Source organism: Pseudonocardia sp. CA-107938 (assembly GCF_050936315.1).
In the GTDB taxonomy this organism is placed as follows: Bacteria; Actinomycetota; Actinomycetes; order Mycobacteriales; family Pseudonocardiaceae; genus Pseudonocardia.
On sequence record NZ_JBNJNA010000001.1, the window covers coordinates 5706863 to 5730639 of the forward strand.

The following is a 23777-nucleotide window of genomic DNA, read 5'->3' on the forward strand; positions in this document are numbered from 1 at the left end:
CAAGGCTGGCACACGGAGATCACGAGCGCCCCCGGACGGGTCAGGTGGCGATGAAGACGTTCTTCGTCTCGGTGAACGCCAGCGGCGCGTCCGGCCCCAGCTCGCGGCCGAGCCCGGAGGACTTGTAGCCGCCGAACGGCGTCCAGTAGCGGACCGACGAGTTCGAGTTCACCGACAGGTTCCCGGCCTCGATGGCGCGGCTCACCCGGATCGCCCGGCCGACGTCGCGGGTCCAGATCGACCCGGACAGCCCGAACGCGCTGTCGTTGGCCACCCGGACCGCCTCGGCCTCGTCCGCCACGCGCACGACGGCCACGACCGGGCCGAAGATCTCCTCGTGCAGCACCCGGTCGGCCGGGTCGTCGGGCGTCAGGACGGTGGGCGGGAACCAGAACCCCGGCCCGTCGGGCGCGGAACCGCGGAACGCGACCGGCGCGTCCGAGCCGACGTAGGAGGCGACCCGCTCGCGCTGTCCCGCGCTGATCAGCGGCCCCATCTCGGCCTTCTCGTCGGCGGGATCGGTCACCACGACCCCGCGCACCGCCGTCTCGAACAGCTCCATGAACCGGTCGTACGCGCTCGCCTCGACGAGGATCCGCGACCGTGCGCAGCAGTCCTGGCCCGCGTTGTCGAACACGCCGTACGGCGCCGCGGCCGCAGCCGCCTCCAGGTCCGCGTCGGCGAACACCACATTGGCGCTCTTCCCGCCCAGCTCGAGCGTGACCGGCTTGACGTGCTGCGCGCACCCCGCCATCACCTGCTTGCCGACGGCCGTCGAACCGGTGAAGACGATCTTGGCGACGTCCGGGTGGTCGACGAACCGCTGCCCGACGACCGTCCCGGCGCCGGGGATCACCTGGAACACGTCCTCCGGGATGCCGGCCTCGCGGGCCAGCTCGGCGAGCCGGATCGCCGTCAGCGGGGTGAGCTCGGCCGGCTTGAGCACCACCGTGTTGCCGGCCGCCAGCGCCGGGGCGAACGCCCACGACGCGATCGGCATCGGGAAGTTCCACGGCACGATCGCGCCCACGACGCCCAGCGGCTCGTGGATGGTGACGTCCAGCCCGCCCGGCACCGGGATCTGCTGGCCGATCAGCCGTTCCGGCGCCGCCGCGTAGTACGCGATCACGTCGCGCGCGTTGCCGGCCTCCCACCGCGCGTTGCCGATGGTGTGCCCGGCGTTCTCCACCTCGATGCGCGCGAGGTTCTCCCGGTCCGCGTCGACGGCGTCGGCGAATCGGCGCAGCAGGCGAGCCCGGTCCCCCGGCGCCACGTCCCGCCAGGCGGGGAACGCCGCGCGCGCCCGCGCGATCGCCGCGTCGGTCTCCTCGACCGACGCCAGCGGCACGGAGGTCACGACGGTCTCGGTGGCCGGGTTGATCACATCGTGGGACGTGGCAGTCACCCGCCCATCCGATCACACGACCGTCAGATGTCGTTGTCCCAGCCCCGGCGGATGCTCCCGGCGTCGACCGGTGCGCTTACCCGCAGGACGTCCCACAGCTCGTGCGGGTCGGCCGAGTCCCGCAGCGTGATGCGGTCCCCGACCTTCACGCGCGGCTCCACCCAGCAGGTGCGGAACCGGTCGCCCGACCGCAGGTCGACCTGTACGCGGAGGTTCGTCGTGGTCATGACCCCGAGGCTAGAGGCGTCGCTGCGACAGGGCGACCGGATTGCGTCAGGCGAACCGCGAGCTGGGTACCGGGCCGGGCGACGACTCCTGGCCGCGTGAGGCCCGCGGCCACTCCGCGCGCACCGCGGCGGCCAGCGCGGCGGGCACGGTCACGGGATCGGGCGGGGTGGCCCCGTCGCCCGGGTCGATGTCGGGCTCGGCGGCCACGATCGCCGCGGCCAGCTCCTCCGTCGGCCGGTCGTCCGCCGGACCGGTCTCGACGTCGCCGTCCGCGCCGACCCGCAGCTGCCGGCCCCACGGCGCGTCGACGTGCTGGTGCAGGAAGCCCGTGATGTCGGCCGAGACCAGGGGCGGATCGGTCCAGCAGGTCGCGTGCTCGACCAGCACCTGCCCGGGCACCGGCTCATGGAGCGCGGCGAGCAGCTCCTCGTCGACGGCGTCGAGCTGGTAGGCGACGACGAGCGTGTCCGGCCGCTGCGGGTCGAGCGGAGCGGCCGGCAGGTCGAGGAGCTGGGCGGCGGCAAGCCCCAGCACACGGCTGGACCGGTCGGGCAGCAGGCCGACGGCGGTCGGCCGCACGTCCGCCGCCTCGAGGATCGCGCGCACCCGGTCCAGCGTCGTGCGGCAGCGCCCCAGCGAGTCCGACACGAACGCCCACCGGCCCGTCATGCCGGCGTCGAACCCGTAGGGCGAGAGCGTCGCGAGCACCCCGCCGGTCAGCACGTAGTGCCATCCGCGCAGGTCGGTGCGATCCAGCGGGCACACCGTCGCGGCGGTGCGGGCCCGCGCGAGGGCAGCCCGCAGCCGGGTGAGCGCCGCGGCCGCGCCCTCGTCGTCCTGCGGTGGCACAGCCTCGACCGCGACGGCCGCGCCGCGAACATCGCCGGCCAGGAGCGACGACCGGCCGAGCAGGTACCGGAACGGCCACGGCGGCAGGTCGTCCACCCGCGGCTCCAGCCGCGCGACGACATCGCCGTGCCGCTCCTCGTGCTGCAGCGCGGCGACCAGCTCGACCAGCAGCGCCGGCTCGTCCGGCAGCTGCGCGAGCGCCTCTTCGAGCGCCGGCACGGCGAGGAACGCGACACCGCGCTCGATGCAGGCGTACCCGTACTCGTACAGCTCCTGGGGACCCGCCGCGGCGGTCAGCGCCTCGGCCGCCGCCCGCAGGTCGTCGAAGCCGACCATCGCCGCGGCGCTCGCCACCACGCCGGCCACCTCCGGCAGCGGCGCATCGGCCGCGTCCTGACGCAGCTGACGGAGGGCGCCGGCGACGTCGCCGTCGGCGAGGAGTGCCCGAGCCTCGTCCATGATCGACGATCCTGGCCGATCGGCGCCCCGACGGCCACGGGGTTCCTCAGTCGCCGCGCACCGCGCGCCGCAGCTTCGGCACCCGCTCGGCCAGAGTGCGCTCGGCCCCGTGCGTGGTGGGGGTGTAGTAGTCGCGGCCCACGAGGTCGTCGGGCGGGTACTGCTGGGCCAGCACGGCGCCCGGGGCGTCGTGCGGATAGCGGTAGCCGATGGCGTTGCCGAGCTGCTTCGCGCCGGCGTAGTGGCCGTCGCGCAGGTGCGGCGGCACCGAGCCCACCGCGCCGCCGCGCACATCGGACATGGCGGCGTCGATGGCCGTGATCACCGCGTTGGACTTCGGCGCCGTCGCCAGGTGCAGGGTGGCCTGGGCGAGCGCGAGACGGCACTCCGGCATGCCGACCAGCTGCACGACCTGGGCCGCCGACGTGGCCGCCAGCAGCGCCGTCGGGTCGGCCAGGCCGATGTCCTCGCTCGCGTGGACCATCAACCGTCGCGCCACGAACCGTGGGTCCTCCCCCGCGACCAGCATGCGCGCGAGGTAGTGGAGGGCGGCGTCGGGATCAGAGCCGCGGATCGACTTGATGAACGCGCTGATCACGTCGTAGTGCTGGTCGCCCTGCCGGTCGTAGCGCACCGCCACCTCGGTGACCGCCCGCTCGACGGCCGCGACATCGATCGTGGTGTCGCCGGTGCCGGTGACGCCGTCGGCGGCCGCCTCGAGCGCGGTGAGCGCGCGACGGGCGTCGCCCGCGGCCAGCCGGACCAGCGCGTCCTCGGCATCGGGCGCGACCTGGACGGCGCCGTTCAACCCCCGCTCCTCGCTCACGGCCCGGCGCAGCAGCGTCCGCACGTCGTCATCACCGAGCGGCTGCAGCTGCAGCACCAGCGACCGGGAGAGCAACGCGGACACCACCGAGAACGACGGGTTCTCCGTGGTCGCGCCGACGAGCAGCACCACCCGGTCCTCCACCGCACCCAGCAGCGCGTCCTGCTGGGTCTTGGAGAACCGGTGCACCTCGTCGATGAACAGGACCGTGACCTGGCCGGAGCGGTCCCGGCGCCGGCGCGCGTCGTCGATGACGGCGCGCAGGTCCTTCACCCCCGACGACAGCGCCGAGAGCGCAACGAAATGCCGGCCCTCTCCGGCGACGAGCTGCGCGATCGTCGTCTTCCCGGTGCCGGGCGGGCCGTAGAGCAGCACCGATGCCGCCGTACCGCCCTCGACGAGCCGGCGCAGCGGAGCGCCGGCCCGCAGGAGGTGTGGCTGGCCGACGACCTCGTCGAGCGTCCGCGGCCGCATCCGTGCGGCCAGCGGTGAGCTCGCGCCCGCCTGCCGCACCGGCGCGGGCGGCGCCTCCTCGATGTCGAACAAGCCGTCCGGATCCATGCGTCCAGCCTGCCAAGGACGCCGCGGTGGGCGCACGGCGCAGGTCCGTTCCCACGATCCGGAATTCGGTACCGACCAGCGGGACGCGTCGGGCATCATCGAAGCGTCCGACACCCCGGACCTCTCCCGCCCTGCCGACCCAGGACGTGTCCCTCCCGTCCTCACGACAGGTGCCTCGATGATCCCCCTCGCCCGCAGGCTCGACGCCGTCCGCGGCTCGGCCATCCGCGACCTGCTCACCCTCACCGCCCGCCCCGACGTGCTCAGCCTCGCCGGCGGCCTGCCGGCGGCCGATCTCCTGCCCCGCGAGCGGATCGCCACGGCCGCCACCCTGGCGCTCACCGATCCGGCGAACGCCCAGTACAGCGCCACCATGGGTGTGGCCGAGCTCCGCGGCGTGCTGGCCGACCACGAGAGCGTCCGCGCCGGCCGGCCGGTCACGCCCGACCAGGTGGTGGTGACGACCGGTTCGCAGCAGGCACTGGACCTCCTGGCCCGCACCCTGCTCGACCCCGGGGATCCGGTGGTGGTCGAGGACCCGGTCTACGTCGGCGCCCTGCAGGTCCTCCAGGCCGCGGGTGCCGAACTGCACCCCGTCCCGCTCGACGGCGACGGGATGCGGGTGGACGTGCTGGCCGACCGGCTCGCCGCCGGGCTGCGGCCCCGACTCGTGCACACCGTGTCGAGCTTCCACAACCCGCGCGGCGTGACGCTGGCGCAGGACCGCCGCAGGGCACTGGCCGAGCTCGCCGACCGGTACGGCTTCCTCGTCGTCGAGGACGACCCGTACGGGCTCCTCGCCTTCGACGGCGTGCCGCCGCGGCCCGTCGCCGCGTACGGGGAACGGGTGGTGCGGCTCGGTTCCGCGTCGAAGGTGCTGGCCCCGGCCCTGCGGGTGGGCTGGCTGACCGGGCCGCTCGAGGTCTGCGCCGCGGTCGAGCGCGTCAAGCAGCTCACGGACCTGTGCACGTCGTCGCTCACGCAGGCGATCGCTGCCGAGCTGCTCGCCGACACGGCCTGGTTCGACGCGCACCTGAAGCAGGTCCGCGCCGTCACCGCCGAGCGCGCGCTGGCCTTCACCGACGCGGTGGCCGAGCTGCTGCCGGGCGTCGAGTGCTCGACCCCCACCGGCGGCATGTTCTGCTGGCTGGCGTTCCCCGACGGCACCGACACGGCGGCACTCCTGCCGCGCGCGCTGGAGGCCGGCGTCGGGTTCGTGCCGGGCAGCGCCTTCGCCGTCGGCGACGAGCCGCGCACCACGGAAGCCCGCTGCTGCTACGCCTCCTACCCGCCCGAGACCGTCCGGGAGGCGGTCCGGCGGCTCGCCTCCGTCGTGCACACGGCCGCGACGTAGGGTCGGACCCGTGCGGCAGATCCTCGAACTGCTGGAGCGCGACGCCCAGCTCACCCCCGACACCATCGCGACGATGCTCGACCTCCCGGTCGACGAGGTACGGGCGGCGATCGCGGGCTGGGAGGCGTCCGGGGCGATCCGGCGCTACCGCGCCGTGATCGACTGGGACAAGGTCGACGACGACCCCACCAGCGAGGAGGTCACCGCGTTCATCGACGTGTCGCTGACCCCGGCCCGTGGGGTCGGGTTCGACGACGTCGCCGAGCGCATCGCCCGCTTCGAGGAGGTCCGCAGCGTCTACCTGGTGTCGGGCACCCAGGACCTGCGGGCCACCGTCACCGGGCGCAGCATCCGCGCGGTCTCCGACTTCGTGTCCCAGAAGCTGTCCACGATCGACCGGGTGCGCTCCACGGCGACGCACTTCGTCCTGCGCACCTACAAGCGCGACGGCGACACGTTCACCGTGGCCGAGCCCGACCACCGGCTGCCGGTGACGCCCTGATGCGCCCGCTCAACGACGTCATCGCCAGCTGCCCGCCCTCGGGCATCCGGCGGTTCTTCGACATCGCCGCCGAGATGGACGACGTCATCTCCCTCGGCGTCGGCGAGCCCGACTTCGTCACGCCCTGGCGGATCCGCGAGGCGGGCATCTACGCGCTGGAGCACGGCTACACGACCTACACGTCGAACGCCGGGCTGCCCCGGCTGCGCGAGCTCATCTGCGCGGAGCTGGCCACCCGCTACGGCGCGCAGTACTCCTGGCGGGACGAGTGCCTGATCACCACGGGCGTGTCGGAGGGGCTCGACCTCGCGCTGCGGGTGCTGCTCAACCCGGGCGACGAGGTGATCGTGCCGGAGCCCTCCTACGTCGCGTACGAGCCGTGCGTGGCGTTCGCCGGCGGCACCCCCGTCCGGGTGGCGACCCGGTGGGAGGACGGCTTCGCCATCGACGCCGACGCCGTCGAGGCCGCGATCACGCCGCGCACCAAGGCCGTCCTGATCGGCTCGCCGGCCAACCCGACCGGTGCCGTGCAGCCGCGCCCTGCGCTGGAGGCACTGGTGCGGCTCGCGGAGAAGCACGACCTCTACCTGATCTCCGACGAGATCTACGACCGGCTCACCTATGCCGGCACCCACACGTGTCTCGGCGCCCTGCCCGGCGCCCGCGAGCGCACCGTCGTGCTGGGCGGGTTCTCCAAGGCCCAGGCGATGACCGGGTGGCGGGTCGGCTGGATCTGCGCGCCGCAGGCCGTCGCCGAGCTGGCCGTGCGGGTGCACCAGTACACGATGCTCTGCGCCCCGCACGTCTCCCAGATCGCCGCGGTCGAGGCGCTGGCCCACGCCGACGACGACGTCGTCGCGATGGTGGCCGACTACGACCGGCGCCGGCGCGTCTTCGTCAAGGGGCTGCGCGAGATCGGCCTCGACTGCCCCGAGCCGGAGGGCGCGTTCTACGCCTTCCCGTCGATCCGCTCGTCCGGGCTCGACTCGGAGACGTTCGCCGAGAAGCTGCTGCAGGCCGAGCACGTGGCGGTGGTGCCGGGCAGCGTGTTCGGGCCGTCGGGCGAGGGGCACGTGCGCTGCTCGTACGCCACGGCGCTGCCGCTGCTGGAGGAGGCGCTCGTGCGGATCGACCGGTTCCTGAACTCCCTCTGACACCCAGTAGTCGGACGTCGACGCACCGCAGTCTTCGCAGGCCGTTCACAGCGCGGCAACGCGGGCTCTCCATCCTCCAGAGGCATGGATACGACTGACACCGGCAGTTGCCCGCTCTGCGCGCTGGACCGTACGCCGGCCGACGTGGCCGGTTTGGCCTGGAGCAGTCAGCACGAGCTGGACGGCAGCATCACCTGGATCTGCCCCACCTGCACCCGTGCCCAGCTGTGGCGCATCGAGGCCCTGCTGGCGGTCGCCGGACCGACGGCCCCGGTGGCACCCACCGCCCTACGCCGGGCTGCGTGACCGCCCGAGATCGTCCACCAGGCCCTGCACGATGACGGGCCCGAGATCGCGTCCCCGCCGCACCAGCCACGGGATGCCCTTCACGACCAACCACGCGATGCGGTGCGCCGCGGTGATCTCCCGCCCGCCAGCGCACTCCAGCCCGACCGGGTGCGGCACCGCGAACCCGGCGTCCGCGATCAGCGCAGCGAACCCGGCGGCGAGCATCCGGTGCCCCAGCTCGGACGGGTGCAGCCGATCGACGGCCCACGCGGTGCGCTCGTAGGCGCCCGGGAGCGCGTCCAGGTCGAGCAGTGCCACCCCGTCCGCCGTCGCCAGCTCGTCCATGACGGCGTTGAGCTGCCCGATGCGGCGCAGCAGCGCCCGCCGCAGCGGCGCCGGGAGGTGGAAGACCCGGGTGTGGTCGTGGTAGCGGACCAGTAGCACCCGGGCGTCGACGCCGCGCAGCGCAGCGATCACGGCCAACCCGTCCGCCGCCATCGCGGCGGGGTCGAAGTCCGAGCGCAGCGTGTCGTTCATGCCGACGAACACGACCGCGACCTCCGGCCGCGCGGCGACCGCGAGCGGAACCTGCTCCTGCAGGACCGCCCGCATCCGGGCACCGGTGCGCGCCGGGTTCACCAGCGTCGGCGCGCCCAGCGCCGCCTGCAGCAGCTTCGGGAACCCGCGCCAGCCACCGGCGGCGGCCGGGTCGCCGAGCCCCACCGTCGTCGAGTCACCCAGCGTCGCCAGCGTGCCGACCCGCGGGCGGCGGGTGTCGGCCGTCGAGTGCGGGACAGCGGTCGATGCGGTCAGCGTCACGGCCTCACCATCACGGACGAGTACTCCGCGACGGTGTGCGCTGCGTGACGTGTCGTGGGCCGATCGGGGAACGCTCGGTGAGCCGGTCAGGCCACCGAACGGAAGGCCGGGAAGACGGGCAGCGCGCCCGGGGTGTCGGGGAACCGCTTGGTGAGGGCGTCCGCCACAGCCTCCCCCAGCTCGGCCGACGCGGGCCGCGCCTCCGCGGACGACCGCGCCACCTGCCGCCAGTAGTGGGCCAGCGCCGTGCTGATCCGCGGCGACCGGGTGGCGTCGCTGCCGACCGGCACGTCCCGCACCCGGATCCGGGGCAGCAGCCACCAGGTGCACAGCCACACCCACAGCAGCTGGGCGTCGAGCAGCCGGGTCTCCAGGCGCTCGTGGTCGTCGAGGTCGGGCCACACGGGCGCGATCTCGTTGCGCCAGGCCTCCAGCATGGCCTCGGGCAGCCCGGCCGGGAGCGCGAACGAGGCCTCGCACCCGGGGAACGGCACGCGGAAGTACGCCGCGTCGAGCGCGACGTCGCGGAAGCAGCCCCACTCGAAGTCGACGAACCGGACGCCCCGGCTGGTCACGAGGTTGTTGTCGGGGCAGGTGTCGGCCGGGCTGAACGCCCGGAACCGGGTGCCGCCGAGCAGCCGCACGGTGGCGTGGGCCTCGTTCACCGCGGCCGCCGGGACCGACACGCCCAGGTCCTGGCCGAGCATCGACGGCAGCTCGGCCAGCGCCACCCGGGCGTCCTCTGCCATCGGGTCACGCCAGGCCCGCGCACCCAGCCGGCGCAGCAGCGCCCCGAAGTCGTTCTCCCGCCCTGCCGTGGCGGCCTGCATCTTGCCCAGCGCGCGGGCCCAGGACAGCAGGCAGCGCTTCGCCGACTCCGGGTCGGGGCCGAACAGCTTGTCGGCGAGCGTCGAGCTGCGTCCGAGGTCCTCCAGCACCAGCAGGCGGGCCTGCTGGTCGTGGGCGATCAGCACCGGGCTCGGCCGCGCGTCCGCCGGCAGCGCGGTGAACAGCTGGCAGCTGGCCACCTCGTAGTGGAACGGGTCCGGGCGGTCGGGATCGGCGTCGCCGAGGTAGTGCTTGACGACGAGCGTGCGGGGCAACGAGAAGGGGTTGCGCGCCACCCGGGCCCTGGCCACGACCGAGCGGTCGCTGCCGCCGAGGTCCTCCGGATCGGCGAGCACCACCTTCGCGCCAGCACGCCGGGTGAGGAGACGTTCACCCGCCGCCAGTGCCGCCAGCACGGGCCGCGGGAAACCGGCGAGGTCGCGAGCCATCGTGGCCGACCCTACCCCGATCGGAGTCGGCGCATGGGCCGACTCCCGCGGAATCTGCGCGTGCCCACGAGCACGAGCGCGGCGGCCAGCACGATCCCCACGAGGTTCACGACGAGCTGCAGCGCCGACCCGGCGGCCTGGGTGAAGTTGCCCTCCACCAGCGCCGCCGCAGCGAACGCCGCGGCCGGCACCGTGGTGACCGAGATGAACACCCCGACCAGCGACGCCGACTTCGCCGACGTCATCGCCAGCATCCCCGCCGCGCCCGCGAGCAGCGCGACGATGAACGAGAACGGGCCCACCTCGTAGATGAACTCGACCTGCTGCAGCGACTCCAGCGTGCGCGAGTCCAGCAGCCCGGTGACCGTGAACGCCAACGTCGCTGCCGCGGTGACGGACATCGCGACCGGGAAACCGACGTACAGCGCCGCTGCCCCCCGGCGGATCAGGTCGCCGCGTCGCAGCACCAGCCCCACGGCGATGGCCGCCAGCGGCCCGAACTCCGGCCCGAGCACCATGGCCCCGACCACCGTGACCGGCGAGTCGGTGATCGCGCCGATCGCAGCCAGCACGCAGGCGATCGTCAGGAACGACTGGTAGCTGATCGACAGCCGCGACTCCTCGCCCGTCCGCGCCACGAGGTCGTCCCAGATGATCGCGTCGGCCGGGTCGCCCGGTGCCGCCTCCACCGCGCGGTCCGCGGCGTCGGAGAGGCTGGTGTCGATCACCTCGAGCGTGATGCCACCGTCCCGGTCGACGTCGAGCTCCCGCAGCCGGCCGAGCACGTCGTCGACGGCCTCCCGGGTGACGTCGGCCTCCACCACGTCACCGGCCGGCTGCACGGCGGCCCCGCGCAGCGCCACGACGTGCGTGGCCCCGATCTGGCCGAGCACGGCGTCGAGCACGGCGTCCGTGCGGTCGGGTGGGCTCAGTACCCGCAGATGCATCACAGCAGGGCACGCTATCGCCAGCGCCGGCCGAGATGATCAGAGCAGGGTCAGCTGCTCCCCCGTCACGACGGTGGGGGCGATCCGCTCCGGCGGCGTGATGTCGCGCGTCCGGTTGCGCCGGCGGTCCAGCCCGTGGCGGCGCAGCAGCGGCGCCACCCGTGCCGCCAACTGGTCGCGGTAGGCCTTGTCGACGTACGCGCCCCGCCGGTACAGCTGCGCGTACGGCTCGACCAGGTCGGGGCGTTCCCGCTCCAGCCACTGCAGGAACCACTCCCGGGTGCCCCGGCGCAGGTGCAGAGCCAGCACGGTGGCGCCCGTGGCGCCGGCCGCCGCGATCCGTTCGAACACGGCGTCGAGTTGCTCGGCGGAGTCGGTGAGCAGCGGCAGCACCGGCGCGACCATCACCCCGCACTCCAGGCCGGCGTCCGTGATGCGCCGGACCATGTCGAGCCGGGCCGTCGGTGAGGGAGTGCCGGGTTCGAGCCGCGCCTGCAGCTCGCGGTCCAGCAGCGCGATCGACACGCCGAGGCCCACCGGGACGTCGGCGGCCGCGGCCACGAGCTCCGGGAGGTCGCGCTGCAGGACAGTGCCCTTCGTCAGGATCGACAGCGGTGTGCCGGAGCGGGCCAGCGCTCGCACGATGCCGGGCATCAGCCGGTAGCGGCCCTCCGCCCGCTGGTACGGGTCGGTGTTGGTGCCCATCGCGACCTGCTCGCGCTGCCAGCGCGGCGCCCGCAGCTCGCGCTCCAGCACCCGCGCGACGTTGGTCTTCACCACGATCTGGGTGTCGAAGTCGGTGCCGGCATCGAGGTCGAGGTAGGTGTGGGTGTTGCGCGCGAAGCAGTTGTGGCTGATCACGCCCTCGGCGACGAAGTCGCCCGTGCCGGTGGTGATGTCGTACATCGCGATCGTGCGGCCGGTGGCCCGGACGTCCACCACCTCCAGCTCCGGGTCGCCCGCCGTGACCGGTGCGCCGCCGAGCCCGTGGCGTGCCCCGACGGCCGGGTCGACCGTCTGCAGCAGCCGCATCAGCGCCGGCGCCCCGCCGGCGAGCCGCACGGCCCGCACCCCGGCCCGGACGTCGGGGACGAGCTCGACGACGAACCCGAACCCGAGCCGGTGCACGGCACCCGCGATCCGGCCGATCATCTCCTCGTCGTGGTGCTCGATCCGCAGCTCACCGGCGGACACCACGCCGCGCGCGTCGACGCAGCCGGCGAGGAAGCCCGCGCACCACGCCTCGTCGGGATCCGCCGGCCAGGCGGCCACCTCCGCGGGGGTCGCCCGGCGCGCCGGACGGGCGGGCGCGACCAGCGCCATGCGGCCCGGCTCCACGCCGGCGGCGACCACCGGACGGGCCGGCGCCGTGGCCAGCGCAGCCAGGTAGTGGTGCGCGCGGCCGAGCACCTCCAGCGGGAGCCGGTCCGACGGGAAGGCGGCCGGCCCGTCGGACCGGACCAGCCCGCAGAGGTAGCCCCGCCGGTAGGCGCCGGTGTGGGCGGTGCCGCCCGGGGCCGAGCCGGCGTCGGCCGCGTCCCGGCGGAACCGCCCGATGCCCAGCAGCCGGGTGCCCGCCCGCAGGTGCGGCCGCCGCCCTGCGCGACACCAGCCCGGCGCGACGTGCCGCCAGCCGTGGTCGCTGAGGAACCGGTGCTCCGCGCTGGTGACCAGCGTGGTGCCGCCGGCGAGCCGCACGGTGTGCGCGGGCTTGCGGGTGCTCCAGTGCGCAAGCACGCGCGTCGGCACGTACCGGCGGGCGCCCGGTCGTTCCGGATCGGGTTCCGTGCCCAGCACCGCGTCGCCCACCCGCAACTCCGCGATGGGTCGCACGCTGCCGTCGGCCAGCAGGATGCGGGTGGGCCCGGCCAGGCAGTAGACGCACGCGTGCGAGCAGCCACGGTACGGGTTGACGGTCCACGTGAACGGCATCCGGGACGCGCCCGGCACCCGGTTCAGCGCCGACCGCGCCTCCACCTCGTGGAAGGTGATGCCGGCGAACTCCGGTGGCCGTACCGTGCGCAGGAGGCCGCGGAGGCCCGGGAGGGCGGGCTCGGCACCGACGCCGTCGTCCAGGACCTGCTGCCCACTCCATCGCATGGCGCGTATTCGAACACGCGTTCGATGTGTTGGCAAGCCCGTCCGCGGCAGCCACCCGGACGGACGACCGGTGCTTCATGCTGCAACCGCGCTTGACAGGATGGCAGCGTGCGCGGGCCCGATCCTGACAGGGCACCCGGGCCCGACGGGGCCGCGGGCGACTCCGGGTCCCACCGGCACGAGCAGCGTCCCCCGCGCCGACGGCCCCGGCCCGACGACCCCTACGCCGAGGAGCCGCGCCGGCGTGCGCGTCCGGTCGACGCCGAGGGTCGCCCGCGCCGCCGCGACACCGAACCGCCGCGCAGCCGCGACGACCGGCCACGCCGGACCCGCGCGGCCGACGACCCAGCGGGCCACAGCGGCTCCCACCGGCACCCGCGCCCGGACGACGACCGCCCTCGGCGCCGGCACCGATCGGCCGATCCCGACCGCCCGGCCACGGGCGACGAGCCCCGCCGCCGAGCGACCCACGCGTCCGGCGAATGGCCGGTCGACCAGGACGTCGACGGCCCGCCGCGCCGCGCACGGAGGCGCGTCGGCGCCCACGACCGCCCGGCCGGCCACGGACACGGCCATGGCCACGGTCCGGCGGCTCCGGTCGGGCGGCGGGTGCAGGTCGCCATCGCCGCGTTCCTCGTGCCCTGCGTGCTGGCCACGCTCGTCGGGCTGGTGCTGCTGTGGCCGCGGGGCGCGACGCCGCCCCCACCGGCCGGCGCCGAACAGCCGGTCCTCGGCACGGTCGTGTCCGCGATCGCGGCCGACTGTGCGCCGGGCAGCGGGGACGCCGCCTGCGCCGGCCTGATCATCCGCATGGCCGACGGACCCCGGCCCGGCCAGGACATCACGCAGGTCGTGCCGATCGAGCCGGGCACGCCGCGGTTCGCCGTCGGCGACCAGGTGGTGCTGGGCTGGTCGGGCGCGGACCCGACGGACCCGGGCGCGTTCCGGGTCGCCGACTTCCAGCGATCGGCACCGCTGTGGTGGCTGGCAGCCCTCTTCGCCGTCGCCGTCCTGGTGCTGGGCCGGTGGCGGGGGCTCGCCGCGCTCGTCGCGCTCGCGCTGAGCTTCGTGGTGCTGCTGCAGTTCGTGCTGCCCGCGATCCTCGACGGGCACGACCCCATGGCCGTGGCGATCGTCGGCTCGGGGTTGATCATGTTCATGGTCCTGTACCTGACGCACGGCCTCTCCGCCCGGACCTCGACGGCCGTGCTGGGCACCCTGTTCTCGCTTGCGCTCATCGGCGGGCTCTCCGCGCTGTTCTCCGCGACCGCCCGCCTCACGGGCCTCGACGACCAGACGAAGAACCTCATCGCGTCGCTCGGCACCGGCGTCGACGCGCGCGGGCTGCTGCTCGCCGGGGTGGTGATCGGCGCGCTGGGCGTGCTCGACGACGTCACCGTCACGCAGACGAGCGCGGTGTGGGAGCTGCACGCGGCCAACCCCGCGCTGGGTGCCCGTGGCCTGTTCACCGCCGCGATGCGGATCGGTCGCGACCACGTCTCGTCCGCGGTGAACACGCTGGTGCTGGCCTACGCCGGTGCGTCGCTGCCGCTCATGCTGCTGTTCACGCTCTCCGGCCAGCCGCTGGGCACGATCGCGACCCAGCAGGACGTGGCCACCGAGATCGTCCGCACGCTGGTGGGCAGCATCGGGCTGGTCGCCTCGGTCCCGATCACGACGGGGATCGCGGCGCTCGTGGCGAGCCGCGAGTCAGCCGGCTGAGCGGGCGACCAGCCCGGCCTCGCCGTCCTGCTCGACGTCGACGAGCACGTCGAGGCCGGCGAAGGCGGCCCGCAGCTCCCCCGCCGGGGCGCGGAACGGGCCAGGTCCCTCGTCGACCTCGGAGAGCACCGTGATCACCAGCAGCCCGCCCGGTGCGAGCGAGGCTGCCAGCTGCGGGTACAGGCGCGGGTCGCGGAACCGCTGGCACACGACGACGTCGTAGGGGCCGGTGCAGGACGGCGGCAGGCCGTCGTCCAGGTCGTGCAGCACGGTGCGGACGCCGGGACCGACCGCGGACAGCCCCACCGGCGAGACGTCGACGGCGTCGACGGCGAACCCGCGTGCGGCCAGCCACCGCGACACCGCGCCCCGCCCGCAGGCCACGTCCAGCGCCCGACCGCCCGCTGGCAGCAGGTCCTCCCGACCGCGCAGCAGGTCGGGCGGGAGCGGTCCGACGTCGTCCGCGCCGGCGTGCCGGGCGTCCCAGCGCTGCGCATCGTCTCGCACGCCGGTCGACCTTAGTCGGATGCGTCGCGCCACCGGCCCGCAGTAGCGTCGGCCCGATGGGGGTAGGGGTTCGGCTCGTCGATGCCGTCGCGCCACACCGGATGGGGCAGAGCTTCCGCCACCTCCTCGGCTCCACCCTGGTCGCGAACCTCGGCGACGGCATCGTGCTGGCCGCCGGCCCGCTGCTCATCGCGTCGCTCACCGACTCGCCGCAGCTCATCGCCCTGGGTGCCACCATGCAGTGGCTGCCGCCGCTGGTGCTCGGCCTGGCTGCCGGCGTGGTCACCGACCGGTTCGATCGGGTCCGGCTGGTGATCGTCGTCAACGTGGTGCGCTGCGCGGTGCTCGCCGCGCTGGTGCTCGGGGCGGTCACCGGGATGCTGACCGTCGCCGTGGCCCTCGTGCTCCTGTTCCTGCTGGGTACGGCCGAGGTGTTCGCCGACAACGCGTTCGCGACGCTGCTGCCGGCCGTCGTGCCCCGCGCCGACCTGGGGATCGCCAACGCCCGGGTGATGACCGGTTTCGTCACGCTGAACCAGCTCGCCGGCCCGCCGGTGGGAGCCGCGCTGTTCCTCGCCGGTGCGGCGTGGCCGTTCCTCGCCCAGGTCGTGCTGCTCGGTGCTGCGACGGTGCTGATCTCGCGGATCGCGCTGTCCCCGGCGGAGGCGCCGGCGGCGCGGACCGGGGTGCGCCGCGAGATCGCGGAGGGCGTGCGCTGGGTGTGGCGGCATGCCGCGGTCCGCACCCTGGTGCTGACGGTGTTCATCTTCAACCTGACCTTCGGCGCCACGTTCTCGCTGCTCGTCGTGTACGCCACCGAACGGCTGGCGGTGGGCCCCGTCGGGTATGGCCTGCTCACGACGATGACCGGCATCGGTGGACTCGTCGGCAGCGCCGTCTACGGGTGGATCTCGCGCCGGGTGTCGCTGGGCAACCTCATGCGCATCGGGTTGGTCCTGGAGACGTGCACGCACGCCGCGATGGCCGTCACCACGGTGCCCGCGGTCGCCTACGCGATCTTCCTCGTGTTCGGGGCGCACGAGTCGGTGTGGGCCACCACGGCCGCGACGATCCGCCAGCTCGCCGTGCCGGACGCGCTGCGCGGCCGGGTGGGCAGCGTGAACATGATCGGCGTGTACGGCGGGCTGGTCATCGGCTCGACCGTCGGCGGTTTCATCGCCCAGGGCTTCGGCGTCGTCGCCGTGCTGTGGTACGCCTTCTTCGGGTCCGCGGTGTTCGTCGTGGCGATCTGGCGCCAGTTGCGCCACGTCGCGCACGCCGAGGACGACGTGACCGTCAGCTCAGGCGGGTGACCAGCTCCGCGACCACCGTGTCCAGGGCGACGGTGTCCTGAGCGCCCGAGCCGAGGTCCTTGAGCCCGACGGTGCCGCCCTCCAGGTCGCGGTCGCCCAGCACCAGCGCGAAGCGGGCGCCGGAGCGGTCGGCCGACTTCATCCCCGCCTTCATGCTGCGGCCGCCGTAGGCGAGGTCGACGCGCACGCCGGCCCGGCGCAGCTCCGCGGCCACCAGCACGAGCCGGCGGCGGGCCGCCTCGCCCAGCGGCACGCCGAACACCTCGACGCGGGCGGTGGACCAGGGTGCGACGCCCTCGGCACGGCAGGCCAGCAGCACCCGGTCAACGCCGATGCCGTAGCCGATGCCGGCCAGGTCGTCGCCGCCGAGCAGGGACATGAGGCCGTCGTAGTGCCCGCCGCCGCCGATCGCGGACTGCGCCCCCAGGCCGGGGTGCACGAACTCGAACGTCGTCTTCGTGTAGTAGTCCAGCCCGCGGACCAGGCGCGGGTTCTCCTTGTAGGCGATGCCGAGGTCGTCGAGGTGCTGTTTGACAGCGACGTGGTGCTCCTGCGACGCCGCCGACAGGTGGTCGAGCAGCAGCGGGGCGTCGGCGACGAGCGCGCGCACGTCGGGCCGCTTGTCGTCGAGGACCCGCAGCGGGTTGATCTCCACCCGTGCCTTCGTGGCGTCGTCCAGCGGCAGCTTGCCGAGGTAGTCCTGCAGCAGCTCGCGGTACGCCGGCCGGCACTCGGCGTCGCCGAGCGAGGTCAGCTCCAGGGTGTAGTCGCGCAGGCCCAGCGCCCGGAAACCCTCGTCGGCCATGGCGATGACCTCGGCGTCCAGCGCCGGGTCGTCGACGCCGATCGCCTCGGCGCCGACCGTGTAGAACTGCCGGTAGCGGCCCGCCTGCGGCCGCTCGTAGCGGAACAGCGGGCCGGCGTAGCGCACCTTGACGGGCAGCCCCGCCTTGTCCAGCCCGTGCTCGATGACGGCACGCACGACCCCGGCCGTGCCCTCGGGCCGGAGGGTGACAGAACGGTCGCCGCGGTCGGCGAAGGTGTACATCTCCTTCGTGACGACGTCGGTCGACTCGCCCACACCGCGCGCGAAGAGCTGGGTGTCCTCGAAGACGGGCAGCTCGACGAGCCCGTAGCCGGCGCGGTCGGCGGCCGCGACGAGGGTGCGGGAGACGTGCTCGAAGGCGGCCGAGTCCGGCGGTACGTACTCCAGGACGCCCTTCGGGGCCGCGAACCGTCTTGCGCCGGAGGCGTTCCCCGAAGGGGCTGCGCCGGAGGCGCTCGTGGTGTCACCGTCGGTCACGGGGTGCTCCGTTCGTGCAGGTCCTGCAGGTAGGGGTTGGCGGCGCGCTCGCGCCCGACCGTCGTGGCGGCGCCGTGGCCGGGGAGCACGACGGTGTCGTCGCCGCGCGGGAGGAACACGGTGCGCAAGGACGCGCGCATCTGCGCCATGTCGCCGCCGGGCAGGTCGGTGCGCCCGATCGACCCGGCGAACAGGGTGTCGCCCGCGAACAGGATCTCGACACCGTCCTCCGTCGCGCTGCCGAAGACGACCGAGCCCGGGGTGTGCCCCGGCGCGTGCTCGACGCGCATCGTCAGGCCGGCCAGCTCCAGGTCGGCACCGTCGACGAGCTCGCGCACCTCGGCCGGCTCGCGGTACTCGAGCCGGCCGCCGAAGACCGTGCCGGCCTGCGCGGACATGCCCTTGGCCGGGTCGGCGAGCAGCTCGCGGTCGCCCGGGTGGATCCAGGCCGGGACGTCGTGACCGTCGCACACGGGGGCGACGCTGAACGTGTGGTCGAGATGACCGTGGGTGAGCAGGACGGCGACGGGGGTCAGCCGGTGCTTGGTCAGCGTCTCCTCCAGCGGCTCGACCGCGTGCTGGCCGGGATCGATCACCACGCACGGCCCGCCGGCGGCGGGCGCGACGACGTAGCAGTTCGTGCGGAACGAGCCTGCGGGGAATCCGGCGACGAGCACCTGCCAATGCTAGGCGGGCGGGTCCACGCAGTTCCGGCCCGGTGGAGGGGGCTCTCAGGTCCGGCCGATATCGTCCGGTGCCGTGGCGACCAACCAGATGCGACGTGAGGCCGCGAAGCGCAAGCTCGAACGGCAGCAGCAGCGCAGGATCGAGCAGGCGAAGAAGCGCAAGCGCAACGTCGTGATCACCGTCGTGGGGGTCGTCGCCGTCGCCGCCGTCGTCGCCGTGGTGTTCGCGCTGCTGCCGGCCCCGGTCCCGCCGCCGGCGGCGCCGGACGCGAACGCGCTGGGCAACTGCACGTTCGTGACCGGCACGGAGGCCGCGGCCAAGCCCGCCCCGGTGCCGCCGAACGGGCCCACCGCCACCACCGGCACCCAGGCCGTGGCGATGCAGACCTCGGCCGGCCCCATCGGCCTCACGCTGGACCGCGCCACCGGTCCGTGCGCGGTCGAGAGCTTCGTCAGCCTGGCGAAGGCCAGCTACTTCGACGGCACCCCCTGCCATCGGCTCACCACTGCGGGGATCAAGGTCCTGCAGTGCGGCGACCCGTCCGGCACCGGTAGCGGCGGCCCCGGCTACACGATGAACGACGAGCCGCCGACCCACCTGCCGCCGGGCCCGAACGCGCAGACGGCCACCTACCCGCGGGGCACGGTGGCGATGGCGAAGACGTCCGCACCGAACTCCGGCGGCAGCCAGTTCTTCCTGGTCTACGGCGACTCACCGCTGCCGCCGACCTACACCGTGTTCGGCACGGTCGACGCCGACGGCCTCGCCACCCTCGACAAGATCGCGGCCGCCGGTGAGGACGGCAGTAACGGCCAGGGCGACGGCAAGCCGAAGACCCCGGTCACGATCGAGAAGGTCACGGTCGCCTGACCGCTCACACCGCCTCGAGCCGGCGGCCGCGGAAGGTGCGGCGGCAGGCGTCCGGCGCCACGCCGACGGTCCGGCGGAAGTGCCGGCGCAGGGTCGCCGCCGAGCCCATCCCGACGTCGGCGGCGATCCGGTCGACGCCGTCGTCGGTGTTCTCCAGCAGCTCCCTGGCCCGGTCGAGCCGCTGCGTCAGCAGCCACTGCAGCGGGCTGACGCCGGTGGCTGCGAGGAAGCGCCGGCTGACCTGGCGCGGGCTCAGGTGCAGCCGACGAGCCAGGTCGGCGACGGTGATCGACTGGTCGAGGTGGCCCTTCGCCCACGCCAGCACGTCCGCCAGGCCGTCCGCATCGTCGGCCGGGACGGGGTGCTGCACGAACTGGGCCTGGCCGCCCGCCCGGTGCGGGGCGACGACGAGTCGTCGAGCCAGCGCGTTGGCGGCCGCTGCGCCGTGGTCGGAGCGCACCATGTGCAGGCACAGGTCGATGCCGGCGGCCTTGCCCGCTGACGTCAGCACCGTGCCTTCGTCGACGTAGAGCACGCCGGGATCGACGTCGACGCGCGGGTGGCGCCGCGCGAGCGTGGCCGCGTGCATCCAGTGCGTGGTGGCGCGGCGCCCGTCCAGGAGGCCGGCCGCGGCGAGCACGAACGCGCCGGTGCAGATCGACGCGACGCGGGCGCCGCGCTCGTGCGCAGCGCGCACCGCGTCGACGAGGTCGGGCGGCGGGTTGAGGGCGCTGTCGTGGCACGCCGGGACGATGACGGTGTCGGCCTGCACGAGCGCGTCCAGGCCCTGGGTGGTGTCGACCGTGAACCAGCCGCCGACCCGCGCGCCCGGCGTGGCGCAGAGGACGAGGTCGTACCACGTCGATGCCTGCTCGGGGGCGCGCGCTGCCGAAGATCGCGCAGGGCGGAGCGAGCTCGAACAGCGGCGTGCCGTCGGTGACGGCCAGCGCGACGACGGTCATGTCCCGAACTGTACGCATGTTGTCGTTACGGACGCTCGTGCAACCGGGGTGCACGCGCCGAGGATCGGCCCGGTGACGACACGACAGATTTCCGCGCCGGCCAGCACCGGGTGGCTCGGCGCCGCGCTCGCGGTGGCGGCCGTGGGGTGGGGCGCGAACCAGTTCGCCCCGCTCCTGCTGCTCTACCGCGCTGAGCTCGGGCTCTCGGCCGCCGTGGTGAACGCCGCCTTCGGTCTCTACGCCGTCGGACTGGTCCCCGGGCTGTTCGTCGGCGGCCCGCTGTCGGACCGCTACGGGCGCCGGCCGGTGGTGCTCGCCGGTCTGGTGGCCTCGCTCGTGGCGAGCGTGCTGCTGATCGTCGGTGGCGCGGAGGGCGTTCCGTGGCTCTTCGCGGGGCGGCTGGTGGCCGGGTTCGCGAGCGGTGCCGCGTTCAGCTCGGGCGCGGCGTGGATCAAGGAGCTGTCGCCGGAGCGGGCCGGTGCCCGCCGCGCCACCGTGGCGATGACGGCGGGGTTCGCCGGCGGGCCGCTCGTCGCCGGGGTGCTCGCCTATGCGGCCCCCCTCCCCACGACGCTGCCCTACCTGCCGCACCTGCTGCTGATCCTGCTCGCCGTCGCGCCGGCGTGCCGGGCCCGGGAGACCCGAGCGGTGAACCGTGCGGCGGGCCTGCGCATCGTCGGGGTGACGGATCGGCGGTTCCTCGGCGTGGTGGTGCCGCTGGCGCCGTGGGTGTTCGGCTCGGCGTCGGTCGCGCTGGCCTACCTGCCCGGTCTGGTCGGCGCCCGGCTGGGCGGCGCCGGCCTGCTGTTGGCCGCGCTGTTCATCTCCCTGGGCGCGTTGGCCGGGATCGTCGTGCAACCGCTGGCGCGTCGGATCGACGATCCGGGGCGGCCACGCCGGCTCCTGACCGCGGCCGCGGTCTCCGTCGTCGGCGGCCTGCTCGTCGCCGTCCTCGCCGCGGCGACCATCGACACCGCTGCGGGGGTCGTCATCGCCATGGTCGCGATGGTGGTGCTGGGGGCCGCCTACGGCGTCTGCCAGGTGTGCGGGCTGCTGGAGGTCACCCGGCTCGCCGCACCCGACGGGCTGGCCGGTCTCACGGCCGTGTTCCAGGCGCTGTCCTATGTGGGTTTCGCCGTGCCGTACGTGCTGGCCGAGCTGGACGCCGCCGCACCGCCGGCCGTGCTGCTCCTGGGTGTGGCGGCACTGGCGGCGGTGATGCTGGCCTGGTCGACCTGGCGGGCGTGACGCTCAGCTCGCGCTGGTGATCCGGTACACGTCGTAGACGCCCTCGACGTTGCGGACGGCCTGCAGGACGTGCCCGAGGTGCTTGGGATCGCCCATCTCGAACGAGAACCGCGAGACGGCGACGCGGTCGCGCGAGGTGGTGACCGACGCGGAGAGGATGTTGACCTTCTCGTCGGCGAGCACCTTCGTGATGTCGGAGAGGAGCCGGTGCCGGTCCAGCGCCTCCACCTGGATGCCGACTAGGAACACCGAACCCGGCGACACCGACCATCGGACCTCCACCAGCCGTTCCTCGCGGGTCTTCAGGTCGACGGCGTTGGTGCAGTCGGTGCGGTGCACGCTGATGCCGCCACCGCGGGTGACGAACCCGAGGATCTCGTCGCCCGGCACGGGGGTGCAGCAGCGGGCCAGCTTCGTGTAGACGTCGGCCATCTCGCTGGCGCCGTTGTTGACGGTGCCGTCGGCGTGCACGACCACCCCGGAGTCGGGGGCGGCACGGCGCAGGCGGACCGTCGACGGGGTGGCGCGCTCGGCGAGGTCCTCCTCGACCTCCTCCTCGCCGCCGAGCAGCGCGACCAGCCGCTGCACGACGTGCCGCGCCGACACGTGCCCCTCCCCCACGGCCGCGTACAGGCCGGAGAGGTCGGGGAAGTGCAGCTCGCGGGCGAGCGCGGCGACCGCGTCGGCCGACACGAGCCGCTGCAGCGGCATCGACGTGCGCCGGGCCTCCTTGGCGATGGCCTCCTTGCCCGCCTCGATGGCCTCCTCGCGGCGCTCCTTCGCGAACCACTGCCGGATCTTGGTCTTGGCCCGCGGCGACGCGACGAACGACAGCCAGTCGCGGCTCGGCCCCGCCTCCGCCGCCTTGGAGGTGAAGATCTCCACGACGTCGCCCGACTCGAGCTTGCGCTCCAGCGCGACCAGCTTGCCGTTGACGCGGGACCCGATGCAGCGGTGCCCGACCTCGGTGTGCACCGCGTACGCGAGGTCCACCGGGGTGGAACCCGCCGGCAGCGTGACGACGTCGCCCTTCGGCGTGAACACGAAGATCTGCGGCGCGGCGAGGTCGAACCGCAGCGAGTCGAGGAAGTCCGACGGGTTCGCCGCCTCGCGCTGCCAGTCGAGCAGCTGGCGCATCCACGACATCTCGTCGACCTCGACAGTGCCGGCGGACGGCCCGTTGTTGCCGCGCAGCTCCTTGTAGCGCCAGTGCGCGGCGATGCCGTACTCGGCGGTGCGGTGCATCTCGTGCGTGCGGATCTGCACCTCGAGCGGCTTGCCGTCCGGCCCGATGACGGTGGTGTGGAGCGACTGGTAGACGCCGTAGCGCGGCTGGGCGATGTAGTCCTTGAAGCGGCCGGGCATCGGCTGCCACAGCGCGTGCACCATGCCCATCGCGGCGTAGCAGTCGCGCACCTCGTCGACCAGCACGCGGACGCCGACGAGGTCGTGGATGTCGTCGAAGTCGCGGCCCTTGACGATCATCTTGCGGTAGATCGAGTAGTAGTGCTTGGGCCGGCCCTCGACGGTGGCGCTGATGCGGGCCGCGTCGAGCTGCTGGGTGACCTCGTCGACGACCTGCTTCAGGTACGTGTCGCGCGACGGCGCGCGGGTGGCGACCAGCCGCAGGATCTCGGAGTACTTCTTGGGGTGCAGGATCGCGAACGAGCGGTCCTCCAGCTCCCACTTCACCGTCGCCATGCCGAGGCGGTGCGCGAGCGGAGCCATCACCTCGAGGGTCTCCCGGGCCTTCTTCGCCTGCTTCTCGGGCGAGAGGAACCGCATGGTGCGCATGTTGTGCAGCCGGTCGGACAGCTTGATGACGAGCACGCGCGGGTCACGCGCCATCGCGACGATCATCTTGCGGATCGTCTCGGCCTCCGCGGCCGAGCCGAACTCCACCTTGTCCAGCTTGGTGACCCCGTCGACGAGGTGCGCGACCTCCTCGCCGAACTCCTCCCGCAGCGACTCCAGCGGGTAGTCGGTGTCCTCGACCGTGTCGTGCAGCAGGGCGGCCACCAGCGTGGTGGTGTCCATGCCCAGCTCGGCGAGGATCGTCGCCACCGCGAGGGGATGGGTGATGTACGGGTCGCCGGACTTGCGCTTCTGGCCCTCGTGCTTGACCGCGGCGACGTCGTAGGCCCGCTGCAGGAGCGCCAGGTCGGCCTTCGGGTGCAGCGCGCGGTGCACGCTGGCCAACGGCTCCAGCACGGGCGCGACGGTGGCCACCCGCGCCGGGGTCATGCGCCGCGCGATGCGGGCCCGCACGCGCCGCGTGGCCGACGGCCGGTTGGGCGTGGCGGGGACCGGCTGACCGTCCGTGTCGGGCACGGACGCACCGGATTGTTGAACCCCGGTCATCGACGAGACGCCCTCACGTCGACCAGGATAGTCCG

The 23777-nt window shown here is 74.1% G+C and carries 21 protein-coding genes and 1 pseudogene; 8 read left to right on the plus strand and 14 right to left on the minus strand.

Annotated elements, in window-relative coordinates:
• Window positions 1-40: 40 nt before the first annotated feature.
• The 4 genes from ACQEVB_RS28210 to ACQEVB_RS28225 are packed head-to-tail and all read right to left on the minus strand — an operon-like array spanning window position 41 to window position 4328.
• Window positions 41-1405 carry an aldehyde dehydrogenase family protein gene (locus ACQEVB_RS28210; RefSeq protein WP_432977483.1) on the minus strand — a complete coding sequence of 455 codons (1365 nt, stop codon included), beginning with the start codon at window positions 1403-1405 and terminating at the stop codon, window positions 41-43.
• Window positions 1406-1428: 23 nt separating this feature from the next.
• A complete protein-coding gene (locus tag ACQEVB_RS28215) occupies window positions 1429-1632 on the minus strand; it encodes a hypothetical protein (RefSeq protein ID WP_432977485.1) in 204 nt (67 codons plus the stop codon).
• Window positions 1633-1678: 46 nt separating this feature from the next.
• Entirely contained in the window at window positions 1679-2941 is a 1263-nt protein-coding gene (locus ACQEVB_RS28220; protein WP_432977488.1) for a hypothetical protein, read from the minus strand.
• Window positions 2942-2987: 46 nt separating this feature from the next.
• Window positions 2988-4328 (minus strand): replication-associated recombination protein A, encoded by a 1341-nt coding sequence (locus tag ACQEVB_RS28225; protein WP_432977491.1) that lies wholly within the window; start codon window positions 4326-4328, stop codon window positions 2988-2990.
• Between the two features lie 178 nt (window positions 4329-4506).
• Between ACQEVB_RS28225 and ACQEVB_RS28230 the strand changes: the two genes are divergently transcribed.
• The 4 genes from ACQEVB_RS28230 (at window position 4507) to ACQEVB_RS28245 (ending at window position 7644) form a co-directional block, all read left to right on the plus strand.
• Window positions 4507-5682 (plus strand): PLP-dependent aminotransferase family protein, encoded by a 1176-nt coding sequence (locus ACQEVB_RS28230; RefSeq protein WP_432977494.1) that lies wholly within the window; start codon window positions 4507-4509, stop codon window positions 5680-5682.
• Between the two features lie 10 nt (window positions 5683-5692).
• Entirely contained in the window at window positions 5693-6184 is a 492-nt protein-coding gene (locus tag ACQEVB_RS28235) for an Lrp/AsnC family transcriptional regulator (RefSeq protein ID WP_432977497.1), read from the plus strand.
• Window positions 6184-7338 (plus strand): aminotransferase class I/II-fold pyridoxal phosphate-dependent enzyme, encoded by a 1155-nt coding sequence (locus tag ACQEVB_RS28240; protein ID WP_432977500.1) that lies wholly within the window; start codon window positions 6184-6186, stop codon window positions 7336-7338. Before ACQEVB_RS28235 ends, ACQEVB_RS28240 begins: the two co-directional genes overlap by 1 nt.
• An 84-nt stretch (window positions 7339-7422) precedes the next feature.
• On the plus strand, window positions 7423-7644 hold the full coding sequence (locus ACQEVB_RS28245) for a hypothetical protein (protein ID WP_432977503.1): 222 nt from the start codon (window positions 7423-7425) through the stop codon (window positions 7642-7644).
• Here the strand turns inward: ACQEVB_RS28245 and ACQEVB_RS28250 are convergent.
• From ACQEVB_RS28250 to ACQEVB_RS28270, 5 genes are all read right to left on the minus strand, one after another.
• Complete coding sequence (locus ACQEVB_RS28250; protein WP_432977506.1) at window positions 7627-8445, minus strand: SGNH/GDSL hydrolase family protein; 819 nt, start codon at window positions 8443-8445, stop codon at window positions 7627-7629. The genes ACQEVB_RS28245 and ACQEVB_RS28250 overlap by 18 nt on opposite strands.
• Before the next feature lie 86 nt (window positions 8446-8531).
• A complete protein-coding gene (locus ACQEVB_RS28255; RefSeq protein WP_432977509.1) occupies window positions 8532-9722 on the minus strand; it encodes a hypothetical protein in 1191 nt (396 codons plus the stop codon).
• Window positions 9723-9733: 11 nt separating this feature from the next.
• A complete protein-coding gene (locus ACQEVB_RS28260) occupies window positions 9734-10672 on the minus strand; it encodes a DUF389 domain-containing protein (protein WP_432977512.1) in 939 nt (312 codons plus the stop codon).
• 36 nt (window positions 10673-10708) lie between these two features.
• On the minus strand, window positions 10709-12769 hold the full coding sequence (locus ACQEVB_RS28265) for an intein-containing Rv2578c family radical SAM protein (RefSeq protein WP_432977515.1): 2061 nt from the start codon (window positions 12767-12769) through the stop codon (window positions 10709-10711).
• A 75-nt stretch (window positions 12770-12844) separates the two neighbouring features.
• Window positions 12845-13345 (minus strand): hypothetical protein, encoded by a 501-nt coding sequence (locus ACQEVB_RS28270; protein WP_432977518.1) that lies wholly within the window; start codon window positions 13343-13345, stop codon window positions 12845-12847.
• A 33-nt stretch (window positions 13346-13378) separates the two neighbouring features.
• On the opposite strand from ACQEVB_RS28270, the gene ACQEVB_RS28275 reads away from it, so the two are divergent.
• A complete protein-coding gene (locus ACQEVB_RS28275) occupies window positions 13379-14491 on the plus strand; it encodes a YibE/F family protein (protein WP_432977521.1) in 1113 nt (370 codons plus the stop codon).
• Here ACQEVB_RS28275 and ACQEVB_RS28280 read toward each other — a convergent pair.
• The gene (locus ACQEVB_RS28280; protein WP_432977524.1) at window positions 14480-14998 is read right to left on the minus strand and encodes a class I SAM-dependent methyltransferase; all 519 of its coding nucleotides are present in this window, start codon (window positions 14996-14998) and stop codon (window positions 14480-14482) included. The two genes, ACQEVB_RS28275 and ACQEVB_RS28280, sit on opposite strands and share 12 nt — an antisense overlap.
• 56 nt (window positions 14999-15054) lie before the next feature.
• On the opposite strand from ACQEVB_RS28280, the gene ACQEVB_RS28285 reads away from it, so the two are divergent.
• Window positions 15055-16311 (plus strand): MFS transporter, encoded by a 1257-nt coding sequence (locus ACQEVB_RS28285; RefSeq protein WP_432977527.1) that lies wholly within the window; start codon window positions 15055-15057, stop codon window positions 16309-16311.
• Here ACQEVB_RS28285 and hisS read toward each other — a convergent pair.
• Together hisS and ACQEVB_RS28295 are read right to left on the minus strand one after the other, a co-directional pair.
• The gene (gene hisS, locus ACQEVB_RS28290; RefSeq protein ID WP_432977530.1) at window positions 16295-17614 is read right to left on the minus strand and encodes a histidine--tRNA ligase; all 1320 of its coding nucleotides are present in this window, start codon (window positions 17612-17614) and stop codon (window positions 16295-16297) included. The genes ACQEVB_RS28285 and hisS overlap by 17 nt on opposite strands.
• Window positions 17611-18291 carry an MBL fold metallo-hydrolase gene (locus ACQEVB_RS28295; protein WP_432977533.1) on the minus strand — a complete coding sequence of 227 codons (681 nt, stop codon included), beginning with the start codon at window positions 18289-18291 and terminating at the stop codon, window positions 17611-17613. The genes hisS and ACQEVB_RS28295 overlap by 4 nt, the downstream gene beginning before the upstream one ends.
• Window positions 18292-18373: 82 nt before the next feature.
• Here ACQEVB_RS28295 and ACQEVB_RS28300 point away from each other — a divergent pair, with 82 nt between their 5' ends.
• Complete coding sequence (locus ACQEVB_RS28300; protein ID WP_432977536.1) at window positions 18374-19171, plus strand: peptidylprolyl isomerase; 798 nt, start codon at window positions 18374-18376, stop codon at window positions 19169-19171.
• Window positions 19172-19175: 4 nt separating this feature from the next.
• On the opposite strand, the pseudogene ACQEVB_RS28305 reads toward ACQEVB_RS28300, so the two are convergent.
• Window positions 19176-20133: pseudogene (locus ACQEVB_RS28305) on the minus strand (GlxA family transcriptional regulator).
• 72 nt (window positions 20134-20205) lie between these two features.
• On the opposite strand from ACQEVB_RS28305, the gene ACQEVB_RS28310 reads away from it, so the two are divergent.
• A complete protein-coding gene (locus ACQEVB_RS28310; RefSeq protein WP_432977539.1) occupies window positions 20206-21381 on the plus strand; it encodes an MFS transporter in 1176 nt (391 codons plus the stop codon).
• A 3-nt stretch (window positions 21382-21384) separates the two neighbouring features.
• On the opposite strand, the gene ACQEVB_RS28315 is transcribed toward ACQEVB_RS28310, so the two are convergent.
• Window positions 21385-23742, minus strand: a complete 2358-nt coding sequence (locus tag ACQEVB_RS28315; protein WP_432977542.1) for a RelA/SpoT family protein — start codon at window positions 23740-23742, stop codon at window positions 21385-21387.
• Window positions 23743-23777 lie beyond the last annotated feature (35 nt).

What these genes read in the sequence shown, in the direction of transcription:
- ACQEVB_RS28215 (WP_432977485.1), bottom strand. Translation starts at nt 1,632, where the DNA reads ATGACCACGACGAACCTCCGCGTACAGGTCGACCTGCGGTCGGGCGAC.
- ACQEVB_RS28220 (WP_432977488.1), bottom strand. Translation starts at nt 2,941, where the DNA reads ATGGACGAGGCTCGGGCACTCCTCGCCGACGGCGACGTCGCCGGCGCC.
- ACQEVB_RS28225 (WP_432977491.1), bottom strand. Translation starts at nt 4,328, where the DNA reads ATGGATCCGGACGGCTTGTTCGACATCGAGGAGGCGCCGCCCGCGCCG.
- ACQEVB_RS28230 (WP_432977494.1), top strand. Translation starts at nt 4,507, where the DNA reads ATGATCCCCCTCGCCCGCAGGCTCGACGCCGTCCGCGGCTCGGCCATC.
- ACQEVB_RS28240 (WP_432977500.1), top strand. Translation starts at nt 6,184, where the DNA reads ATGCGCCCGCTCAACGACGTCATCGCCAGCTGCCCGCCCTCGGGCATC.
- ACQEVB_RS28245 (WP_432977503.1), top strand. Translation starts at nt 7,423, where the DNA reads ATGGATACGACTGACACCGGCAGTTGCCCGCTCTGCGCGCTGGACCGT.
- ACQEVB_RS28255 (WP_432977509.1), bottom strand. Translation starts at nt 9,722, where the DNA reads ATGGCTCGCGACCTCGCCGGTTTCCCGCGGCCCGTGCTGGCGGCACTG.
- ACQEVB_RS28265 (WP_432977515.1), bottom strand. Translation starts at nt 12,769, where the DNA reads ATGCGATGGAGTGGGCAGCAGGTCCTGGACGACGGCGTCGGTGCCGAG.
- ACQEVB_RS28270 (WP_432977518.1), bottom strand. Translation starts at nt 13,345, where the DNA reads ATGGCCGTGTCCGTGGCCGGCCGGGCGGTCGTGGGCGCCGACGCGCCT.
- ACQEVB_RS28285 (WP_432977527.1), top strand. Translation starts at nt 15,055, where the DNA reads ATGGGGGTAGGGGTTCGGCTCGTCGATGCCGTCGCGCCACACCGGATG.
- ACQEVB_RS28315 (WP_432977542.1), bottom strand. Translation starts at nt 23,742, where the DNA reads ATGACCGGGGTTCAACAATCCGGTGCGTCCGTGCCCGACACGGACGGT.